Here is a 17,704-nt window from a genome sequence, read left to right on the forward strand (position 1 = left end):
CACGGCTTACGAGGCCGTTTCCGCCATGAGCGAACCTGACGTCAAGTCGCACAAGATCGAATTCCCCTGCGCCGATTACCCGATCAAGGTCATCGGCGATACCGTTGTCGGCTTCAAGGACATGGTGATCGAGGTCCTGAGCAAGCATGCCAAAGTCGACCTCGCCACTTTGGCCGAGCGCCAGAGCAAGGAAGGCAAGTACACCACGGTGCAGTTGCACATCGTTGCCGAGAGCGAAAATCAGCTGCACGATATAAACAGCGCACTGCGTGCCACCGGCATCGTGAAAATGGTGCTCTGATGTCCCTTTGTCTCGGTTTTCGCGAGCTTGGCCTGCAGCCCTATGAACCGGTGCTGGAAGCCATGCGTCGCTTTACCGAGCAGCGTAGCCCGGACAGCCAGGATGAAATCTGGCTGGTCGAGCACCCCGCGGTTTTCACCCAGGGCCAGGCCGGCAAGGCCGAGCACCTGCTAGTACCGGGCGATATTCCGGTGGTGCAGACCGATCGGGGTGGCCAGGTGACCTACCACGGCCCCGGGCAACTGGTTGCCTACCTGCTGCTGGACGTGCGCCGCCTTGGCTTTGGTGTGCGCGAATTGGTCAGCCGCATCGAACAGACGCTGATCGAGCTGCTTGCCAGTTACGGTGTCAGCGCTGCGGCCAAGCCCGATGCGCCGGGTGTCTATGTCGACGGAGCGAAAATCGCCTCCCTCGGCCTGCGAATCCGCAATGGCCGTTCTTTTCACGGCCTTGCTCTGAACGTGGACATGGACCTTGCGCCATTCCGCCGAATCAACCCCTGCGGGTATGCGGGGCTGGCCATGACCCAGCTGCGTGACCTGGCAGGCCCGATCGAACTCGACGAGGTCAGGACAAGGCTGCGCGGACAGCTGGTCAAGCACCTCGACTATGCTGAGCAGACGACCCTGACGGGCGGAATCGACTGAATATGACAACTGTGCAAGAAGCCGTGCCGAACCTGATACCTACCCAGGATGCCACCCCGCGCCCAGCGCCGAAGAAGGTGGAAGCTGGGGTCAAGCTGCGTGGTGCCGACAAGGTGGCGCGTATCCCGGTGAAGATCATCCCTACCGATGAGCTGCCCAAGAAACCCGACTGGATCCGCGTGCGCATCCCGGTTTCCCCCGAGGTGGACCGCATCAAGCAACTGCTGCGCAAGCACAAGCTGCATAGCGTATGCGAAGAAGCCTCCTGCCCGAACCTGGGTGAGTGCTTCTCCGGTGGTACCGCCACCTTCATGATCATGGGCGACATCTGCACCCGTCGCTGCCCGTTCTGCGATGTCGGCCACGGCCGGCCGAAACCGCTGGATGTGGACGAGCCGAAAAACCTGGCTGTTGCCATCGCCGACCTGCGCCTGAAGTACGTAGTGATCACCTCGGTAGACCGCGACGACCTGCGCGACGGTGGTGCCCAGCACTTCGCCGACTGCATCCGTGAGATCCGCGCGCTGTCGCCGGGCGTACAGCTGGAAACCCTGGTGCCGGATTACCGTGGCCGGATGGATGTGGCCCTGGAGATTACCGCGCAAGAGCCGCCGGATGTTTTCAACCACAATCTTGAAACCGTCCCGCGCCTTTACAAGGCCGCACGTCCTGGTTCGGACTACGACTGGTCGCTGGACCTGCTGCAGAAGTTCAAGCAGATGGTGCCACACGTACCGACCAAGTCGGGCCTGATGCTCGGCCTGGGCGAGACCGACGAAGAAGTGATCGAAGTGATGCACCGCATGCGTGAGCATGACATCGACATGCTTACCCTCGGCCAGTACCTGCAGCCTTCGCGCAGCCACCTGCCAGTGCAGCGTTTCGTGCACCCTGACACCTTCGCCTGGTTTGCCGAGGAAGGCTACAAGATGGGCTTCAAGAACGTCGCATCGGGCCCGTTGGTGCGTTCGTCCTACCATGCCGACCAGCAGGCTCACGAAGCCAAGATCAAGCTCTGATCCTGGTTTGAGCCGTACATGCCGATGCACGCCGTAAGGCGGCATCGGCATTTTTGTTTTTGTGCCCAGCGCTGCAAGGAGTTGCGATGAATTGCGCCGAAACGTTTGAACACCGCCTGCCCGCCGCGCTGCCCGGCAATGCCTGCTTCGCCATCGTCGCTCCGGCCGGGCCGGCAAGGCTGGATGCGCAAAAGGCTGGCCAGTGGTTTGCCGAGCGCGGTTATCGCTGCCGTATCTACCCTGGAGTGGGGCAGGCCGAAGGCTATCTGGCGGGCTCAGATCAGCAACGGTTACAGGATCTGCACGATGCTTTCGCTGACCCGACCATTGACGCGGTCCTGTGCATGCGCGGTGGCTATGGCAGCATGCGCCTGCTCGATCAGCTCGACTTCGACCTGATCCGGCGCAACCCCAAGCCGCTGATCGGCTATAGCGATATTACCGCGCTGCACACGGCTATCTACCGCCATAGCGGCCTGATCAGCTTTCATGGGGCGATGCTCAACGCTGACCTGCTGGGCGCCAAGCTCGCACCGACCGAGTCGTCGCTGATGGCGCAATTGAGTGGGTCGCTAGGGCAGGGTGATGTCATCGTGCACCCGGCTGAGTTCGTCTTGAATTGCGTGGTGCCTGGCGTTGCCAGTGGGCGTTTGCTGGGCGGCAACCTGTCGATTCTGGGTGCGACCCTGGGAACACTGGCGCAGATCGATACGAAGGGCTGCATCCTGTTCATCGAGGATGTCAACGAGCCGCTTTATCGGGTGGACCGGCTGCTGACCCAGTTGCGCCTGGCAGGCAAGCTCGCGGGGGTGAAGGGGGTGCTGGTGGGGGATTTTGCCGGGATCACCGTGGCGGCGTTGACGCCCCTGTTGCTGGACATCTTCGCGCCGTTGGGTGTGCCGGTGCTGGCAGGGTGGCGCAGCGGGCATTGTGACCCGAACGTATGTTTGCCGCTGGGGGCTGAGGTGGTGCTGGACAGCGAGGCGCGGAGCCTGGTGTTGGCGCAGGATTTGTTCAAGGGGTGAGATTGTCGGGGCCGCTTTGCGGCCCATCGCGACACGAGGCCGCTCCTACAGGGGGATGAGCAGGAGCGGCCTTGTGTCGCGATGGGGCGCAAAGCGCCCCCGGCATTTTCACCGTTGACGCAGGCTATCGAGCAACTTATGCGTCGGGTACCCATCCGCTGGCCACCCAAAGCCCTGCTGTGCATTGCGAATGGCTTTGCGGGTATTGGCACCGATGATGCCATCGGGGTTGCCCGCATCATGCCCGTTAGCGTTGAGCAGGTTCTGCAGCTCCATGCGCTCGCTGCGGCTTAGCGGCAAGTCTTCCTTCGGCCAGCTGCCAGCGATGAAGCCCCAGCCCGAGAAACGATCGCCCAGCAAGCTCACGGCCAGTGCATAGGACGATGAGTTGTTGTACTTGAGAATGGCGCGGAAGTTGTCCAGCACCAGGAATGCCGGGCCACGGGCGCCGGCCGGCAGCAGCAGGGCTGCGTAAAGATCGTTGCTGCCCATTGGCAGTTTTGTGCCCGCCGGTAGTTTCACACCCAGTTGCAACCACTCACTGACGGGCTTGCGCAGTGCGCCATCGGCCAGCCAGAAGTCGAAGCCTGCAGGTACCTGAACCTCGAAGCCCCATGGTTGCCCGCGCTTCCAGCCGGAGCTCTGCAGGTAGTGCGCAGTCGATGCCAAGGCATCCGGAGTGCTGTTCCAGATATCGCGGCGGCCGTCACCGTCGAAGTCTACTGCATGGGTGTTGTAGGTGGTGGGGATGAACTGGGTCTGGCCCATGGCGCCGGCCCAGGAGCCACGCATGGCCTCTGGCTGGATGTCCCCATGCTGGATGATCTGCAGCGCGGCAATCAGCTGATCCTGGGCAAACTGCGGGCGGCGGCCTTCATACGCCAAGGTAGCGAGTGAGCGAATTACCGACTTGCTACCCTGGAACTGGCCAAAGTTGCTCTCCATGCCCCAGACCGAGACCAGGACCTGACGGTCTACGCCATAGCGCTGTTCGAGGCGGGCGAGCAGTTCGGCATTCTGCTCAAGCAGTTTCTTGCCGTTTCGCACTCGCAATGGCGACAGCGCACCCTCCAGGTATTCCCACACCGGGCGGGTGAACTCGGGCTGGCTGCGGTCTGCCTTGATCACATCCATGTCCGGCGTCACGCCAATGAACGCGCGGTCGAAGGTGTTTGCCGAGATACCGGCCTGCAGCGCTTGCTGGCGGAAGCCGGCCTGCCATTGGGCAAATGTTTGCAGCGGCTGAATTTCAGTACTCACGTCGGGCTTGGCGCTGGGCAGAGTCACTACCGGCGCGGGCTGGGCGGGGGCCAGCGGCAGGGCGTCGGCGGCGGTGGGCTTTTCCGCGCAGGCGACGAGCAGGATTAAGCTGGAGGCCGCGAGCAGCTGGCGGGATTTCCAGCGGGGGGTAAGACTGAAGGGCATGCACAGATCCAGAATTTCAGGTCAGGTGTCGACCATATCATGCCTGCGCTTTCGATGCTTTCATGCGGCCAAAAAGTAAGAAGCCTCCCAATCTCTCGATTGGAAGGCTTCGCGGCGGTAGCTGCCTTTGCCTTTGTCCGGTCGTTCCTGACGGCAGCGGAACAAGGGTTGGGCGACGATGGATTTGGCCTTGTTGTGGCCTTGCTTCTTCGGCTTTTTGCTCATGGCGGGTTTCCCGGATCGGGTGGGTTTCGGGGCGGACTCTAGGCCTGTAGAGAGGCCGGTGCCAATTGATTGTGTCAATGGTTTGAAATACCGAGGCTGCAAACAGGCTCCCAGTATTTGAGTCACTCAGGCGGTAGAGCCAACCGCTGCCCGGCCATGAGCAATGACAAGCGTGACAGCCCGGTCCATGGAGAACCCTCGGCTTGCCCCTTGATCTGCGCATCGATGCGCTGGGCATCCTGCAGCAGCTGCGCCCAGCGTTGCGCCGACAGGCGCTGCAGGGCTTTGCTGACCAGCGGCCTGCGCTTGTCCCATACCGGTGGACGGGCCTGGCTGAAGGCCTTGTCCAAGGGCACGCCCTGGCTGAACTGCTGCGAAAGCCCTGCCAGCAGACGCAGTTCGCGCGCCAGGGCCCACAGAATCACAGGCGGCTCTACTCCTTCGCCGCGCAGGCCTTCGAGCATCCGTAGGGCATGCACAGCTTCGCCATTGAGAATGGCATCGACCAGGCCGAAGACATCGAAGCGCGCGCTGTCGGCAACTGCCGCCTGCACAGTCTCGACGGTGACCTGGCTGCCGTCGGCGAGCAGTTTGAGCTTTTCGATTTCCTGAGCAGCAGCCAGCAGGTTGCCTTCGACACGTGCGGCAATGAGGTCGACCGCATCACGCTGGGCCGAAAGACCGGCCTGTGCCAAACGCTGGCTGATCCATTGCGGCAACTGCTGGGCATCCACCGGCCAGATCTGGATGAACTGGCAATGGCTTCCCTCGATCAGGGCCTTGCCCCATTTGGTCTTCTGCGCACTGCCATCGAGTTTGGGCAGGCTGACCAGCAGCAGGGTGTCCTCGGCAGGGTTGGCGCAGTATTCCATCAACGCTGCAGCGCCTTTGTCACCAGGCTTGCCCGAGGGCAGGCGCAGTTCCAGCAGCCGGCGTTGGGCGAACAGGGACAGGCTGGCGCCCGCCTGCAGCAGGGTTCCCCAGTCGAAACTGGCGTCGGCGCTGAACACCTGGCGCTCGTCAAAGCCCTGCTGACGCGCAGCATTGCGTATGGCGTCGGCGGCTTCCTGGCACAGCAGCGGATCGTCGCCACTGACCACATAGACCGGGGCCAGAGCGCCTAGCAGGTGCTTGTTGAGTTGGGCGGGGGCGAGCTTCATCGGAAACAGGCGGGGCACCGGAGTGCCCCGCACGGGCTTAATTGCCCGGAATTTCCAGCGGCGATTGCTGCGGCGTTTCCGCCTGCTGGCTGCGCGCAGCCTCCAGTGCGGCGGCTTCGGCCTTGGCGCGTTCGTCAGCTTCGCGCTGCAACTGGTCCAGCTGAGGCGGGGTCAGCATCTGCAGGCGCACGACCATGGCGTTGACCAGGTCGCGGCGCATTTCTTCGCGGGCAACAGTGGCTTCCTGGTCGGAGCCGGTGATGTTACCGCCGTCGCGTACATAGATTTTGCGCACTTCCAGCTTGTCGCTCATCAGCTCCAGGTTGTTCAGGCCAAGGATGCTGTAGCTGAGCACTGTGGTCAGTTCGTACTCGGCAGATTGGTTGCTGCTGGCGTAGGACGCTGCGCGCTGGGTTTGCTGTTCGTTGGTCAGTACCAGGCGATACGGGGCGCCGGTGTGCACATTGACGCCGCTGCGCTCCAGTACTTCGCGCAGTTGAGTCACGGTCGGGCCGTAGGCATCACGTGCACTGACGTCCATTTCCTTGACGCTGAGCTCGGAGGTGCCGGTGCCGCGCAGCTGGAAACCGCAGGCGCTGAGCATGATGGCCAGGCCCAATACCAGCAGATTGCGTTTGATCATGTTGTTGCTCCCTTGTGGGCCGATACCGCCCACCCGCACTGGCTGCAGGTGGGCGTTGCCATCAGTTGGCGACGATGTTGACCAGCTTGCCTGGCACTACGATGACCTTGCGGATGGTCAGGCCATCGATGAAGCGCAGGACATTTTCGTTGTTGCGGGCGGCGGCTTCGATTTCTTCGCGGCTGGCGGCTGCAGGCATTTCTACCTGGCCACGCAGTTTGCCGTTGACCTGGACCACCAGGGTTACGGTGTCCTGCACCAGAGCGCTCTCATCGACAACTGGCCAGCAAGCATCGATAACGGCTTGCTCATGGCCCAGCGCCTTCCACAGTTCGTGGGAAATGTGCGGGGTGATCGGGGCCAGCAACAAGGTGACGGCCTCCAGGCCTTCCTGCAGCAGCGCACGATCTTGTTCGGTGCTCTGGGGGGCCTTCTCCAGGACGTTCATCACGGTCATCACCTGGGCGATGGCGGTGTTGAACTTGTGGTACTGGCCGACATCGGTGCTGGCCTGCTTGATCGCGGTGTGAATTGCACGGCGGATGACCTTCTGCTCGTCGTTCAGTGCGGCGAGGTCCAGTTTACCCGGCAGGCCTTGGTTGACGTGGCCCTGGGCCAGGCGCCAGACACGACGCAGGAAGCGGCTTGCACCTTCGACGCCGGAGTCCGACCATTCCAGGCTCATGTCAGGCGGCGAGGCGAACATCATGAACAGGCGGCAGGTATCGGCGCCGTAGGCTTCGATCATCGACTGCGGATCGACGCCGTTGTTCTTCGACTTCGACATCTTTTCGGTGCCGCCGATTTCCACCGGCAGGCCGTCGGTCTTCAGGCGTGCGCCAATGATCTTGGCCTTGGCATCGCGCTCGATTTCGACGTCGGCCGGGTTGAACCAGTCCTTGCCACCGTTGCTGGCGACGCGGTAGTAGGTCTCGGCGACCACCATGCCCTGGGTCAGCAGGTTCTTGAACGGTTCATTGGAGGTGACCAGGCCTTCGTCACGCATCAGCTTGTGGAAGAAGCGCGCGTAAAGCAGGTGCAGGATGGCGTGTTCGATACCGCCGATGTACTGGTCGACCGGCAACCAGTGGTTAGCCGCTTTCGGATCGACCAGGCCTTTGTCGTAGTTCGGCGAGGCGTAGCGGGCGAAGTACCAGGACGACTCGACGAAGGTGTCCATGGTGTCGGTTTCACGCTTTGCCGCGGCGCCGCATTTCGGGCAGCTGCACTCGTAGAACTCAGGCATGCGCGCCAGGGGCGAACCGGCGCCGTCCGGCACCACGTTCTCTGGCAGGGTGACCGGCAGTTGGTCTTCCGGCACCGGCACGTCGCCGCAGGACGGGCAGTGGATGATCGGGATCGGGCAGCCCCAGTAACGCTGGCGGCTGATGCCCCAGTCGCGCAGGCGGAACTGGGTGCGGGATTTGCCCAGTTCCTTGCGGATCAGGGCCGCCTCGATGGCGTCGAAGGCACCGGCGAAGTCCAGGCCGTCGAACTCGCCGGAGTTGATCAGCTGGCCGTGCTCGCCGTAGGCAGCCTGCCATTCGCTGCCGACTTCGTCGCCGGCGCTGGTGCGCACCACAGCCTTGACCGGCAGGTTGTACTTGTGGGCGAACTCGAAGTCGCGCTCGTCGTGGGCCGGCACGGCCATTACGGCACCGTCGCCGTAGTGCATCAGCACATAGTTGGCGACCCATACCGGCAGCTTTTCACCGGTGAGGGGGTGCTCGACCAGCAGGGAAGTGGGCATGCCCTTCTTCTCCTGGGTGGCCATGTCGGCCTCGGCAACGCTGCCGCTCTTGCACTCGTCGATGAATGCCTGCAGCGCCGGGTTGCCCTGGGCAGCCTGGGTAGCCAATGGGTGCTCGGCGGCAACGGCAACGTAAGTCGCGCCCATCAGGGTGTCCGGACGGGTGGTGAAGACTTTCAGCGTACCTTCGTGGCCGATGCTCGCCTGATCGTACGGGAACTGTACTTCCATGCCGCGCGACTTGCCTATCCAGTTGCGCTGCATGGTCTTGACCTGCTCAGGCCAGCCCGGCAGTTCGTCGAGGCTTTCCAGCAGCTCGTCGGCGTAGTCGGTGATGCGGAAGTAGTACATGGGGATTTCGCGCTTTTCGATCAGCGCGCCCGAACGCCAGCCGCGGCCGTCGATGACCTGCTCGTTGGCGAGCACGGTCTGGTCGGCCGGGTCCCAGTTCACGGTACCGTTCTTGCGGTAGATGATGCCTTTTTCGAACAGGCGGGTGAACAGCCACTGTTCCCAGCGGTAGTAGTCCGGCTTGCAGGTGGTGACTTCACGTGCCCAGTCGATGGCAAGGCCCAGGCTCTTGAGCTGGGTCTTCATGTAGTCGATGTTTTCGTATGTCCACTTGGCCGGGGCGACATTGTTTTTCATCGCCGCGTTTTCCGCTGGCATGCCGAAAGCGTCCCAGCCCATCGGTTGCAGGACGTTCTTGCCCAGCATGCGCTGGTAGCGGGCAATCACGTCGCCGATGGTGTAGTTGCGCACGTGGCCCATGTGTAGCTTGCCGCTCGGGTACGGGAACATCGATAGGCAATAGTAGGTGTCTTTGCCTGGCTGTTCGGTAACAGCGAACGACTGTTGCTCGTCCCAGAAATGCTGGGCGGCGGCTTCGATATCACGGGGCGTGTATTGTTCGTGCATGGCTACTTTTGGCTGAGAGAGAAGAGACCTTGTTCCAGGCAGCGGAACCTCGCTGCGTCCGGCACTCCGGTGTCGTGAGAGTGAACGCCGTAGCATACAGTAGCGCCGCGCATCGTGGGAAACCCTGATTGCGAATGCCCGCTGGTCGCTGCATCGGGCTGCTTTTCGAAGCGGCGCTAAGCTCAGGTGTGGGGGGAGATATTCTTTATCTTCAATGAGGTGAACGGATGGGAGAGACGCAGCTACCCGCAATCAAACCGGAGCTTTACGAACGCCTGATCGACCGTCTTGGCCTGGCCCTGGAAGTCGCCAGAACGTCGGTACGATTGCGCGACGAGATGCCAGCCGAGCTGGAGTTGCGTGGCCTGAGCCATGCAGAGTTCGAAGTGATCAAGGCTTACCTGGACTCGGTCCCGGAACGCCGTAATGCCTGCGCCGGTAGTTACCCGCATGCGGAACCGACATCGGCGAAGATCATCTGGCTCAAGGACAAGAAACGCCCCGCCACGACGGCGACACCCAGGACGCTGCCACATCGCTAGCCGTTCAGGACGCCCGGCGCAGGCCATCGCGCCCCGGTAATTCAACAAACACTTCACTCGATCGGCGCCGGCAGCGCACTTGTTGACCGGCGCCGATCCTCATAGGCTGCACGCCTGCCAAGGAGGTGTAGCCGATGCCGATTCGATTTTTCATCAAACAATGGTTGATGCCGCCGGGCATCCTGTTCCTGCTGTTGCTGGCAGCCTGGTGGTTGCGCGCCCGGCGCCCGCGGCTGGCGGCGCTGTGCTTTGTGCTGGGGCTGGGCGGGTTGTGGTTGATGAGCCTGCCACTTGTGGTGCAGCACGGTGCGCGCCTGCTGGAAACCGAGCCGCCGCTGGCATCAGGCGATTGGGCCAGACTTGCGCAAAGGGCGGATGCCATCGTCGTGCTGGGCGCAGGGCGTGAGCGTGGCGATCCGGCCTGGGGCGGTGAGGACCAGCCTTCGGCAACGGCGCTTGAGCGCATGCGCTTTGCCGCGCGACTGGCCAAGGCTTCGGGTTTGCCGGTGCTGACCAGCGGCGGTTTGCACTACGGTACGCCGCCGAGCGAGGCGCAGCTGATGGCGGATCGGCTGCGTGAAGATTTCGCTGTCGAGGTCAAATGGAAGGAAGAGGCCAGCCGGACCACGTGGGAAAATGCCCAATTCAGCGCGCAATTACTCAAGCCACTGGGTATTGGGCGTGTGGTGCTGGTGACCCAGGCGTGGCACATGCAGCGTTCGCGCTGGAGTTTCGAGCAGGCCGGGTTTGAGGTGATACCGGCCCCGATGGGGTTCCTTGGGCGGGATCATGCGCGGCCGTTTGCCGGGTTGCTGCCGGAAAGCCGGGCGATGTGGCAGAGCGGGCAATTGCTGAATGAAGCGGTAGGGTTGGCGGGGTATCGATTGTTCTATTGATTCAAGAGAGCACTCGAGCCCTTGTAGGAGCGGCCTTGTGTCGCGAAAGGACTGCGCAGCAGTCCCAGGATATCTGTGGCGCCGCTGATATCCTGGGGCCGCTTCGCAGCCCATCGCGACACAAGGCCGCTCCTACGGCCTGATCAGACGGTCTTGGCTATGCGCCCCGCCAGCAATGCCCAACCCAGCAGCAAGGCACAGACAATCGCCAGCGGCCAGGAGCGCCACTGCAGATACGGCGTCAGTTGCTGCATCGGCACCACTTCGCCATACAGCACGGCCCGCTGGAACTGCGGAACCTGGGCCGTAATCCGGCCAAACGGGTCGATCAAAGCGGTGACGCCGTTGTTGGTGGCGCGGATCATCCAGCGGCCGGCTTCCAGCGCGCGCATCTGCGCCATCTGCAGGTGCTGCAGCGGGCCGATCGAGGTGCCGAACCAGGTGTCGTTACTGATGGTCAGCAACAGGTCGCTGCGCGCCGCCAAGCCCGCAGCGAACTCGGGGTAGACCACCTCGTAGCAGATGTACGGGGCGATCTGGTAACCCTTGGCCTGGAGCAGTGGCTGGTCCTCAGGGCCGCGGGCGAAGTCCGACATCGGCAGGTTGAAGAACTCGATCAGGCCGCGAAGCATGTCCTGCAGTGGCACGTACTCGCCGAAGGGCACCAGCTTCTGCTTGAGGTAGGTGCCATCGCCTTCGCCCGTCACGGTCACGCCGTTGTAGTAGCGGCGTTGCTGATGCACCACTTCGCGCACCGGCACGCCGGTGATAAGCGCCGAATGCCGGTCGGCGGCAAAACGCCCCATCACGTCGATGTAGCCTTGGGCCTGGTCCTTGAGGATCGGCACGGCTGTCTCTGGCCAAACCAGCAGATCCACCGGCTTTGAGCTGAAGCTCATGTCGCGGTACAGCGCCAGTTGTGCATCGATGTGCGCCGGGTCCCATTTCAGCTCTTGTTCGACGTTGCCCTGCAGGGCCGCGACCGTCAGTGGGTCGCCAGCAGGCTTGGTCCAGGCGTGGTCTTTGAGGGCCATGCCGACAACCCAGGGCGCCAGCAGCAACAAGGCTCCCACGGCAAGGAACGATGGGCGTGCACGCAGGCGGTGCAGGTTGCACAGCAGCGCCGCGCTCAATGCCAGGGCGAAAGAGATCAGCCACACGCCGCCCAGCGGCGCCAGGCCAGCCAAAGGCCCGTCCAGTTGGCTGTAACCGGCATAAAGCCAGGGGAAACCGGTCAGGAACCAGCCACGGAAAGCCTCTTGCAGCAGCCACAGCGCGGCAAAGCACAGCGCATCGGCCAAGGGGGCTTCATTGCGGCGCAGCCAGCGCGCCCACAGCCAGGTGGGCAGGGCAAAGAACCAGGCAAGGGCGGCGAAGAACGCCAGCAGCAGCACGATCGCCAGCAGCGGCGAGGCGCCGCCGTAGGTGTTCATGCTGACGTAAATCCACCAGGTGCCGGCCCCGTACAGGCCAAACCCGAACCACCAGCCGCGCCACATGGCCTGGCGCGGGGTAAGCTCGCGCAGGCCGAGGTAGAGCACCGCGATGGACAACAGGGCCAGCGGCCAGATGTCGAATGGCGCCAGGGCCAGAAGGGTAGAGGCGCCGGCCGCCAAGGCCAGCAGGTTACCGGGCCAGCCGGGGCGGGTGATCCAACGCATGTTTGTCCTTAGCGGGTGATCGGGGTCAGGCGCAGCAAGTGTATCCGCCGGCTGTCGGCATTGAGAATACGGAACTTGTAGGTACCGATCTCGGTGGTCTCGTTGCGCTTGGGCAGGTGGCCGAAAGCGCTCATCACCAGGCCGCCAACCGTGTCGAACTCATCATCGGAGAACTCGCTGTCGAAGAACTCGTTGAAGTTCTCGATCGGCGTGAGTGCCTTGACCAGGAAGTCGCCGCTGGGCAGAGGCTTGATATAGCTGTCTTCCTCGACATCATGCTCGTCTTCGATGTCGCCGACGATCTGTTCGAGCACGTCCTCGATGGTGACCAGGCCCGCCACGCCGCCGTACTCGTCGATGACGATGGCCATGTGGTTGTGGTTGGCGCGGAACTCGCGCAGCAGCACGTTCAGGCGCTTGGACTCGGGTACGAACGTGGCCGGGCGCAGCAGGTCCTTGATGTTGAAGCTGTCGCCGTTCTCTTTGAGGATCAGCGGCAGCAGGTCCTTGGCCAGCAGGATCCCGAGCACATCGTCATGGCTTTCGCCGATCACCGGGTAACGCGAGTGCGCGGCGTCGATGACGGCCGGCAAGAATTCGCGAGGCGACTGGGTAGCCTTGATGCTGATCATTTGCGAACGCGGCACCATGATGTCGCGTACCTGCAGGTCGGCGACCTGGATGGCGCCTTCGACGATGGTCAGCGCTTCGCTGTCGAGCAGCTTGTTCTGATGGGCTTCGCGCAGCAGCTCAAGGAGCTCCTGGCGGTTTTTCGGCTCATGGGCAAAAGCCTGGGTCAGTTTACCCAGCCAGGACTTCTGCCCGTTGCTCGATCGATCTTCGCTCATGGCGGTTCTCGTGATCCTTGCAGTATCAGTGTGTGATTGAATCGTTTTCATCATCGGCATACGGGTCGGGGTGACCCAGTTCTGCCAGCAATTCCCGTTCCAGCGCTTCCATTTCCTCGGCCTCATCGTCTTCGATGTGGTCGTAGCCAAGCAGGTGCAGGCAGCCGTGGATGACCAGGTGCGCCCAATGCGCTTGCAGCGATTTGCCCTGTTCGGCAGCCTCGCGCTCGACCACCGGCACGCAGATCACCAGGTCGCCCAGCAGCGGGATATCGAGCAGTTCGTCGGGCACGTCGGCCGGGAACGACAGCACATTGGTCGCGTAGTCTTTGTGCCGGTAGGTGTGGTTGAGCTCGCGGCCTTCGGCTTCGTCGACCAGACGGATGGTCATTTCCGAGTCGGCGCTGCGCTGGCGCAAGGCCAGTTCGCACCAGGCGCGCAAAGCGGCATCGTCAGGGGTGGCGGCATCCGTGGCTCGTTGCAAGTCAAGTTCAAGCATCTTTGCCGGGCGCCTCGGGCTTGGCCTGGCGGGCATCGAAGCGGTCATAGGCCTCGACAATGCGCTGCACCAGTGGGTGACGAACCACATCTTTGGGTTGGAAGTGGGTAAAGCTGATACCCGGAACGTCCTTGAGTACCTCGATTACATGAGCCAGGCCCGACTTGGTGCCACGTGGCAGGTCGACCTGGGTGATGTCGCCGGTGATCACCGCAGTAGAGCCGAAGCCGATACGGGTCAGGAACATTTTCATCTGTTCGAGCGTGGTGTTCTGGCTCTCGTCGAGGATGATGAAACTGTTGTTCAGGGTACGGCCGCGCATGTAGGCCAGCGGGGCGATCTCGATCACCTGCCGCTCGATCAGCTTGGCCACATGCTCGAAGCCGAGCATTTCGTACAGAGCGTCGTACAGCGGGCGCAGGTACGGGTCGATCTTCTGGGCCAGGTCGCCAGGCAGGAAGCCGAGCTTTTCACCGGCCTCGACCGCCGGGCGCACCAGCAGGATACGGCGCACCTGCTCGCGCTCCAGGGCATCGACGGCGCAGGCCACGGCCAGGTACGTCTTGCCGGTACCGGCCGGGCCTACGCCGAAGTTGATGTCGTTGGCCAGGATTTCTTTGACGTAGCGCTGCTGGTTTACGCCGCGTGGGCGAATGTTGCCCTTGCGCGTGCGCAGGGAAACGCTGACCTCGTTGACTGCCGGGTTGTCGATGTTCTCGACGGTCGATTCCTGCAGGTACAGGTGCACGGTTTCCGGCGACAGCTCGGTGGCCTTGGCCTCGCGATAGAGGCGGCGCAGCAGTTGCTCGGCAGCAGAGGTTGTCTTGGGTTCGCCGATCAGCTCGAATTGATTGCCGCGGTTGCGGATCTCGATGGCCAGGCGTTGTTCGATCAGGCGCAAGTGCTCGTCGAACTGGCCGCACAGGTTGGCGAAGCGGTGGGCCTCGAAGGGTTCGAGGATGAAACGATGAGGTTGTATGGGTGCGTTCAAGGTCGTTTTTAGCCGCTCGACGGCAATAATGGTGAACTCAAGAATAACCCTTGACGGGCAGGGGCGAAAGCACTGAAACGTTCAACGGTATCGGCAACACAGATCAACGGGCCTGTCTGTTATGATGCGCGCCTTTTCTTACGCATGTGTTATCCCGGCAAACATGAGCAAACGCGAACCCGCCATCTATAAAGTGATCTTCCTCAATCAGGGGCAGGTCTTCGAGATGTATGCCAAACAGATCTATCAGAGCGACCTGTGGGGCTTCCTGGAAATCGAGGAATTCGTTTTTGGTGAGCGCACCCAAATCGTGGTCGACCCGAGCGAAGAGAAGCTCAAGAACCAGTTCGAGGGTGTGATCCGCAGCTTCGTGCCGATGCACTCGATCGTGCGTATCGACGAGGTGGAACGCCTGGGCACGGCCAAGATCAGTGAAGCCAAGGGAAGTGGCAATGTGATGCCGTTCCCTATGCCGATGCCTGAGAAGTAACGCCGGTCAGGGGAGCGGCGAGAACGGCGTGCGCCCTTCGGCGCTTTGCAGTTCCAGCAGGTATTTGCGGAAGATCTGGCCGAGCACCTGGGTGGCATGTTCCAGTTCATCGCGGGGCATCTGCTCGGTGACTTCGTCGGCCATGTCCAGCGCATCATCGGCACCATTGACCGCTGCCATTTTCAGCAGGATATAGGCCTGTACGTTGTTGGCCTCGACCCCTTCACCATGAAAAAACATGCTGCCAAGGCGATACTGGGCTTGTGCATGGCCTTGCAGCGAGGCTTTTTCGAACCAGTCCAAGGCCATTTTCAGGTCCTTGGGGGTTTGCATGTAGTAGTACTCACCCAGTTCGTACTGCGCCTGGGCGTCCCCGGTCGCCGCCATCTGCTCGCAAGCCTTGAGGGCGTTTTCCTGGTCCTCTGGCTGGACATTGAGCGTGCAGCGCCCCGTTGCAGGAATCAGCAACGAGTTACCGCCCTCCGCCAGTGCCAGCAGGGGCTGAAGAAGCAACAGGCAGCCCAAGGCAAGGGCGCGGCCGGTGCGGTTCATGGGGATCGACTTACCTCTGCAAAGCTACGGCCAATGTCTCTGGTGGCACATTATGGGATAAGCAGCGCCAACCTTACAAAGTTTTACTCGAATTTATGTACCGGTGGGGGAAACTTGCTGGTTATGGACGGGCTTTTATCGCCAGAGCTCTTCACGGGTTTGCCCGGCGAAGAGCTCTGGCAGCGCTTTACTTCAGTGCGGCAAATGCCCGCTCAGCCGCATCCAGGGTAATCTGCAGCTCCTTGTCACCGTGTGCGATCGAGGTAAAGCCGGCCTCGAACGCGCTAGGTGCCAGGTAGACGCCACCGTCGAGCATCAGGTGGAAGAAGCGCTTGAAGCGCTCGGCATCGCTGGCCATCACGTCATCGAAGGTGACGATATCGTCGGCGCCGCTGAAGTACAGGCCGAACATGGCACCCGCCTGGGTTGTCACGAACGGCACGCCAGCGGCATCTGCACGCTGCTGAAGGCCGTCGAGCATGCGGCTGGTGAAGTCGCTCAGCTCGTCATGGAAGCCCGGGCGGCTGATCAGTTTCAGCGTGGTCAAGCCTGCGGCCATGGCCAGCGGGTTGCCCGACAGGGTACCGGCCTGATACACAGGGCCCAGCGGGGCGATGCAGCCCATGATCTCGCGCTTGCCGCCGAAGCAGCCAACCGGCATGCCACCGCCGACGATTTTGCCGAAGGTCGACAGGTCCGGCGTGATGCCGTAGTAGCCTTGGGCGCCGCCCAGCGAGACGCGAAAGCCCGTCATCACTTCGTCGAAGATCAACACCACGCCGTGCTTGTCGCACTGCTCGCGCAGGCCTTCGAGGAAGCCTGGCGCTGGCGGTACGCAATTCATGTTGCCGGCCACTGGCTCGACGATGATGCAGGCTACGGTCTGGCCGACTTCGGCCAGGGTCTTCTCGACTGCTGCGATGTCGTTGAACGGCAGGGTCAAGGTGTGCTTGGCGAAGTCCGCCGGCACGCCTGCCGAGCTTGGCACGCCCTGGGTCAGCAAACCGGAGCCGGCCTTGACCAGCAAGCTGTCGGAGTGGCCGTGATAGCAGCCTTCGAACTTGATGATGGCGTCGCGGCCGGTATAACCACGGGCCAGGCGGATCGCGCTCATGGTGGCTTCGGTGCCGGAGCTGACCATGCGTACCATTTCCATGGACGGCACCAGCGAGCAGACAAGGTCTGCCATCTCGGTTTCCATGGCGGTCGGCGCGCCGTAGGACAGGCCGTGCTGCAACTGGTTACGCACGGCGTCGAGCACCTGTGGGTGGCCGTGGCCGAGGATCATCGGGCCCCACGAACCCACGTAGTCAACATAGCGCTTGTCGTCTTCGTCGACGACATAGGCGCCTTCGGCATGCTTGAAGAACAGAGGGGTGCCGCCGACGCTCTTGAAGGCGCGGACCGGCGAGTTGACGCCACCTGGGATGTGCTTCTGGGCTTGGGCGAACAGGGATTCGGAACGGGACATGGGATCTTCTCTTGAAATCAGGAAGCGAACAGGGCGTTGAAGGCGCGGGCGCGGCGGGTGACTTCCTGCGCGCTATCGGCACCGAACAGGCCATGGATCACCGCCAGCAGGTCGGCACCGTGGGCGACCAGCGGGGCGGCGTTGTCGAGGGTGATGCCGCCGATCACAGCGATCGGCAGTTTGACCTGGCCCCGGGCCTGCGCCAGCAGGCCAACATCGGCGGCGGGTGCTCCGGGCTTGGTCACGGAATTGAAAAAACGGCCAAAGGCAACATAACTGGCGCCTTCGCTGGCGGCCTGGGCGGCAAGGTCGAGGCTGGCGTGGCAGGTCGAGCCAATGATGGCCTGGCGGCCCAGCAGGGCACGCGCCGGGGTCAATGGGCCATCAGTCTGCCCCAGATGCACACCGACGCCCAGGCGCGCAGCCAGTTCGGCATCGTCGTTGATGACCAGCTCGGTGCCGTAGCGTTCGCAGAGCTTCTGTAGCGCTTGGGCTTCGCGCAGTCGACGGGCGGCATCATCGCTTTTATCGCGGTACTGCAGCAGGCGCACGCCGCCTTCCAGCGCCGCCTCGACATGGGTCAGGAAACGGCCGGCGAGCAGCTGGCTGTCGGTGATTGCATACAGACCGCGTAGCTTCAT

Annotated in this window: 19 protein-coding genes; 7 read left to right on the forward strand and 12 right to left on the reverse strand. The window is 62.5% G+C overall.

Annotated elements, in window-relative coordinates:
- The first annotated feature begins 25 nt into the window (after nucleotides 1-25).
- From JET17_RS03100 to JET17_RS03115, 4 genes are all read left to right on the forward strand, one after another.
- The gene (locus tag JET17_RS03100; protein ID WP_012312556.1) at nucleotides 26-301 is read left to right on the forward strand and encodes a DUF493 domain-containing protein; all 276 of its coding nucleotides are present in this window, start codon (nucleotides 26-28) and stop codon (nucleotides 299-301) included.
- Nucleotides 301-948 (forward strand): lipoyl(octanoyl) transferase LipB, encoded by a 648-nt coding sequence (gene lipB, locus JET17_RS03105; protein ID WP_012312557.1) that lies wholly within the window; start codon nucleotides 301-303, stop codon nucleotides 946-948. Before JET17_RS03100 ends, lipB begins: the two co-directional genes overlap by 1 nt.
- 2 nt (nucleotides 949-950) lie before the next feature.
- Nucleotides 951-1,967 (forward strand): lipoyl synthase, encoded by a 1,017-nt coding sequence (gene lipA / locus JET17_RS03110; RefSeq protein WP_012312558.1) that lies wholly within the window; start codon nucleotides 951-953, stop codon nucleotides 1,965-1,967.
- A gap of 86 nt (nucleotides 1,968-2,053) precedes the next feature.
- Nucleotides 2,054-2,992, forward strand: a complete 939-nt coding sequence (locus JET17_RS03115) for a S66 peptidase family protein (protein WP_012312559.1) — start codon at nucleotides 2,054-2,056, stop codon at nucleotides 2,990-2,992.
- Between the two features lie 108 nt (nucleotides 2,993-3,100).
- Here JET17_RS03115 and JET17_RS03120 read toward each other — a convergent pair whose 3' ends face one another.
- The 5 genes from JET17_RS03120 to leuS form a co-directional block, all read right to left on the reverse strand.
- Nucleotides 3,101-4,417 (reverse strand): lytic murein transglycosylase, encoded by a 1,317-nt coding sequence (locus tag JET17_RS03120; protein WP_012312560.1) that lies wholly within the window; start codon nucleotides 4,415-4,417, stop codon nucleotides 3,101-3,103.
- 60 nt (nucleotides 4,418-4,477) lie between these two features.
- A complete protein-coding gene (gene arfA, locus JET17_RS03125) occupies nucleotides 4,478-4,642 on the reverse strand; it encodes an alternative ribosome rescue factor ArfA (protein WP_012312561.1) in 165 nt (54 codons plus the stop codon).
- A 122-nt stretch (nucleotides 4,643-4,764) separates the two neighbouring features.
- Nucleotides 4,765-5,802 (reverse strand): DNA polymerase III subunit delta, encoded by a 1,038-nt coding sequence (holA, locus tag JET17_RS03130; RefSeq protein ID WP_042111870.1) that lies wholly within the window; start codon nucleotides 5,800-5,802, stop codon nucleotides 4,765-4,767.
- 37 nt (nucleotides 5,803-5,839) lie between these two features.
- The gene (gene lptE / locus JET17_RS03135) at nucleotides 5,840-6,445 is read right to left on the reverse strand and encodes an LPS assembly lipoprotein LptE (protein WP_012312563.1); all 606 of its coding nucleotides are present in this window, start codon (nucleotides 6,443-6,445) and stop codon (nucleotides 5,840-5,842) included.
- Nucleotides 6,446-6,506: 61 nt separating this feature from the next.
- Nucleotides 6,507-9,113 (reverse strand): leucine--tRNA ligase, encoded by a 2,607-nt coding sequence (leuS, locus tag JET17_RS03140; RefSeq protein ID WP_012312564.1) that lies wholly within the window; start codon nucleotides 9,111-9,113, stop codon nucleotides 6,507-6,509.
- Nucleotides 9,114-9,340: 227 nt separating this feature from the next.
- On the opposite strand from leuS, the gene JET17_RS03145 reads away from it, so the two are divergent.
- Both JET17_RS03145 and JET17_RS03150 read left to right on the forward strand, forming a co-directional pair.
- Entirely contained in the window at nucleotides 9,341-9,655 is a 315-nt protein-coding gene (locus JET17_RS03145) for a hypothetical protein (protein WP_012312565.1), read from the forward strand.
- Between the two features lie 134 nt (nucleotides 9,656-9,789).
- Nucleotides 9,790-10,551 (forward strand): YdcF family protein, encoded by a 762-nt coding sequence (locus JET17_RS03150; protein ID WP_012312566.1) that lies wholly within the window; start codon nucleotides 9,790-9,792, stop codon nucleotides 10,549-10,551.
- A 143-nt stretch (nucleotides 10,552-10,694) separates the two neighbouring features.
- Here the strand turns inward: JET17_RS03150 and lnt are convergent, their stop codons facing one another.
- From lnt to JET17_RS03170, 4 genes are read right to left on the reverse strand one after another with little or no spacing between them, the layout of a single operon-like run.
- Nucleotides 10,695-12,212, reverse strand: coding sequence for an apolipoprotein N-acyltransferase (gene lnt, locus JET17_RS03155; protein WP_012312567.1), 1,518 nt, complete (start codon nucleotides 12,210-12,212; stop codon nucleotides 10,695-10,697).
- Nucleotides 12,213-12,220: 8 nt separating this feature from the next.
- Complete coding sequence (locus tag JET17_RS03160) at nucleotides 12,221-13,060, reverse strand: HlyC/CorC family transporter (RefSeq protein ID WP_012312568.1); 840 nt, start codon at nucleotides 13,058-13,060, stop codon at nucleotides 12,221-12,223.
- Between the two features lie 25 nt (nucleotides 13,061-13,085).
- Nucleotides 13,086-13,559 carry an rRNA maturation RNase YbeY gene (gene ybeY / locus JET17_RS03165; protein ID WP_012312569.1) on the reverse strand — a complete coding sequence of 158 codons (474 nt, stop codon included), beginning with the start codon at nucleotides 13,557-13,559 and terminating at the stop codon, nucleotides 13,086-13,088.
- Complete coding sequence (locus tag JET17_RS03170; protein ID WP_012312570.1) at nucleotides 13,552-14,550, reverse strand: PhoH family protein; 999 nt, start codon at nucleotides 14,548-14,550, stop codon at nucleotides 13,552-13,554. Before JET17_RS03170 ends, ybeY begins: the two co-directional genes overlap by 8 nt.
- Before the next feature lie 163 nt (nucleotides 14,551-14,713).
- Between JET17_RS03170 and JET17_RS03175 the strand changes: the two genes are divergently transcribed.
- A complete protein-coding gene (locus JET17_RS03175) occupies nucleotides 14,714-15,040 on the forward strand; it encodes a DUF1820 family protein (protein ID WP_039601874.1) in 327 nt (108 codons plus the stop codon).
- Nucleotides 15,041-15,046: 6 nt separating this feature from the next.
- Here JET17_RS03175 and JET17_RS03180 read toward each other — a convergent pair whose 3' ends face one another.
- From JET17_RS03180 to thiE, 3 genes are all read right to left on the reverse strand, one after another.
- Nucleotides 15,047-15,592, reverse strand: coding sequence for a tetratricopeptide repeat protein (locus JET17_RS03180; protein WP_012312572.1), 546 nt, complete (start codon nucleotides 15,590-15,592; stop codon nucleotides 15,047-15,049).
- A gap of 187 nt (nucleotides 15,593-15,779) precedes the next feature.
- Nucleotides 15,780-17,063 carry a glutamate-1-semialdehyde 2,1-aminomutase gene (hemL, locus tag JET17_RS03185; protein ID WP_012312573.1) on the reverse strand — a complete coding sequence of 428 codons (1,284 nt, stop codon included), beginning with the start codon at nucleotides 17,061-17,063 and terminating at the stop codon, nucleotides 15,780-15,782.
- A gap of 17 nt (nucleotides 17,064-17,080) precedes the next feature.
- On the reverse strand, nucleotides 17,081-17,704 hold the full coding sequence (gene thiE, locus JET17_RS03190; RefSeq protein ID WP_012312574.1) for a thiamine phosphate synthase: 624 nt from the start codon (nucleotides 17,702-17,704) through the stop codon (nucleotides 17,081-17,083).

This window comes from Pseudomonas putida (assembly GCF_016406145.1).
Classification (GTDB): domain Bacteria; phylum Pseudomonadota; class Gammaproteobacteria; order Pseudomonadales; family Pseudomonadaceae; genus Aquipseudomonas; species Aquipseudomonas putida_E.

Coding starts and splice junctions, on each gene's coding strand:
- ybeY (WP_012312569.1), bottom strand. CDS start 13,559: ATGCTTGAACTTGACTTGCAACGAGCCACGGATGCCGCCACCCCTGAC.
- JET17_RS03100 (WP_012312556.1), top strand. CDS start 26: ATGAGCGAACCTGACGTCAAGTCGCACAAGATCGAATTCCCCTGCGCC.
- leuS (WP_012312564.1), bottom strand. CDS start 9,113: ATGCACGAACAATACACGCCCCGTGATATCGAAGCCGCCGCCCAGCAT.
- hemL (WP_012312573.1), bottom strand. CDS start 17,063: ATGTCCCGTTCCGAATCCCTGTTCGCCCAAGCCCAGAAGCACATCCCA.
- JET17_RS03115 (WP_012312559.1), top strand. CDS start 2,054: ATGAATTGCGCCGAAACGTTTGAACACCGCCTGCCCGCCGCGCTGCCC.
- holA (WP_042111870.1), bottom strand. CDS start 5,802: ATGAAGCTCGCCCCCGCCCAACTCAACAAGCACCTGCTAGGCGCTCTG.
- lnt (WP_012312567.1), bottom strand. CDS start 12,212: ATGCGTTGGATCACCCGCCCCGGCTGGCCCGGTAACCTGCTGGCCTTG.
- lptE (WP_012312563.1), bottom strand. CDS start 6,445: ATGATCAAACGCAATCTGCTGGTATTGGGCCTGGCCATCATGCTCAGC.
- arfA (WP_012312561.1), bottom strand. CDS start 4,642: ATGAGCAAAAAGCCGAAGAAGCAAGGCCACAACAAGGCCAAATCCATC.
- thiE (WP_012312574.1), bottom strand. CDS start 17,704: ATGAAGCTACGCGGTCTGTATGCAATCACCGACAGCCAGCTGCTCGCC.
- lipA (WP_012312558.1), top strand. CDS start 951: ATGACAACTGTGCAAGAAGCCGTGCCGAACCTGATACCTACCCAGGAT.
- JET17_RS03180 (WP_012312572.1), bottom strand. CDS start 15,592: ATGAACCGCACCGGCCGCGCCCTTGCCTTGGGCTGCCTGTTGCTTCTT.
- JET17_RS03150 (WP_012312566.1), top strand. CDS start 9,790: ATGCCGATTCGATTTTTCATCAAACAATGGTTGATGCCGCCGGGCATC.
- JET17_RS03120 (WP_012312560.1), bottom strand. CDS start 4,417: ATGCCCTTCAGTCTTACCCCCCGCTGGAAATCCCGCCAGCTGCTCGCG.
- JET17_RS03175 (WP_039601874.1), top strand. CDS start 14,714: ATGAGCAAACGCGAACCCGCCATCTATAAAGTGATCTTCCTCAATCAG.
- JET17_RS03145 (WP_012312565.1), top strand. CDS start 9,341: ATGGGAGAGACGCAGCTACCCGCAATCAAACCGGAGCTTTACGAACGC.
- lipB (WP_012312557.1), top strand. CDS start 301: ATGTCCCTTTGTCTCGGTTTTCGCGAGCTTGGCCTGCAGCCCTATGAA.
- JET17_RS03160 (WP_012312568.1), bottom strand. CDS start 13,060: ATGAGCGAAGATCGATCGAGCAACGGGCAGAAGTCCTGGCTGGGTAAA.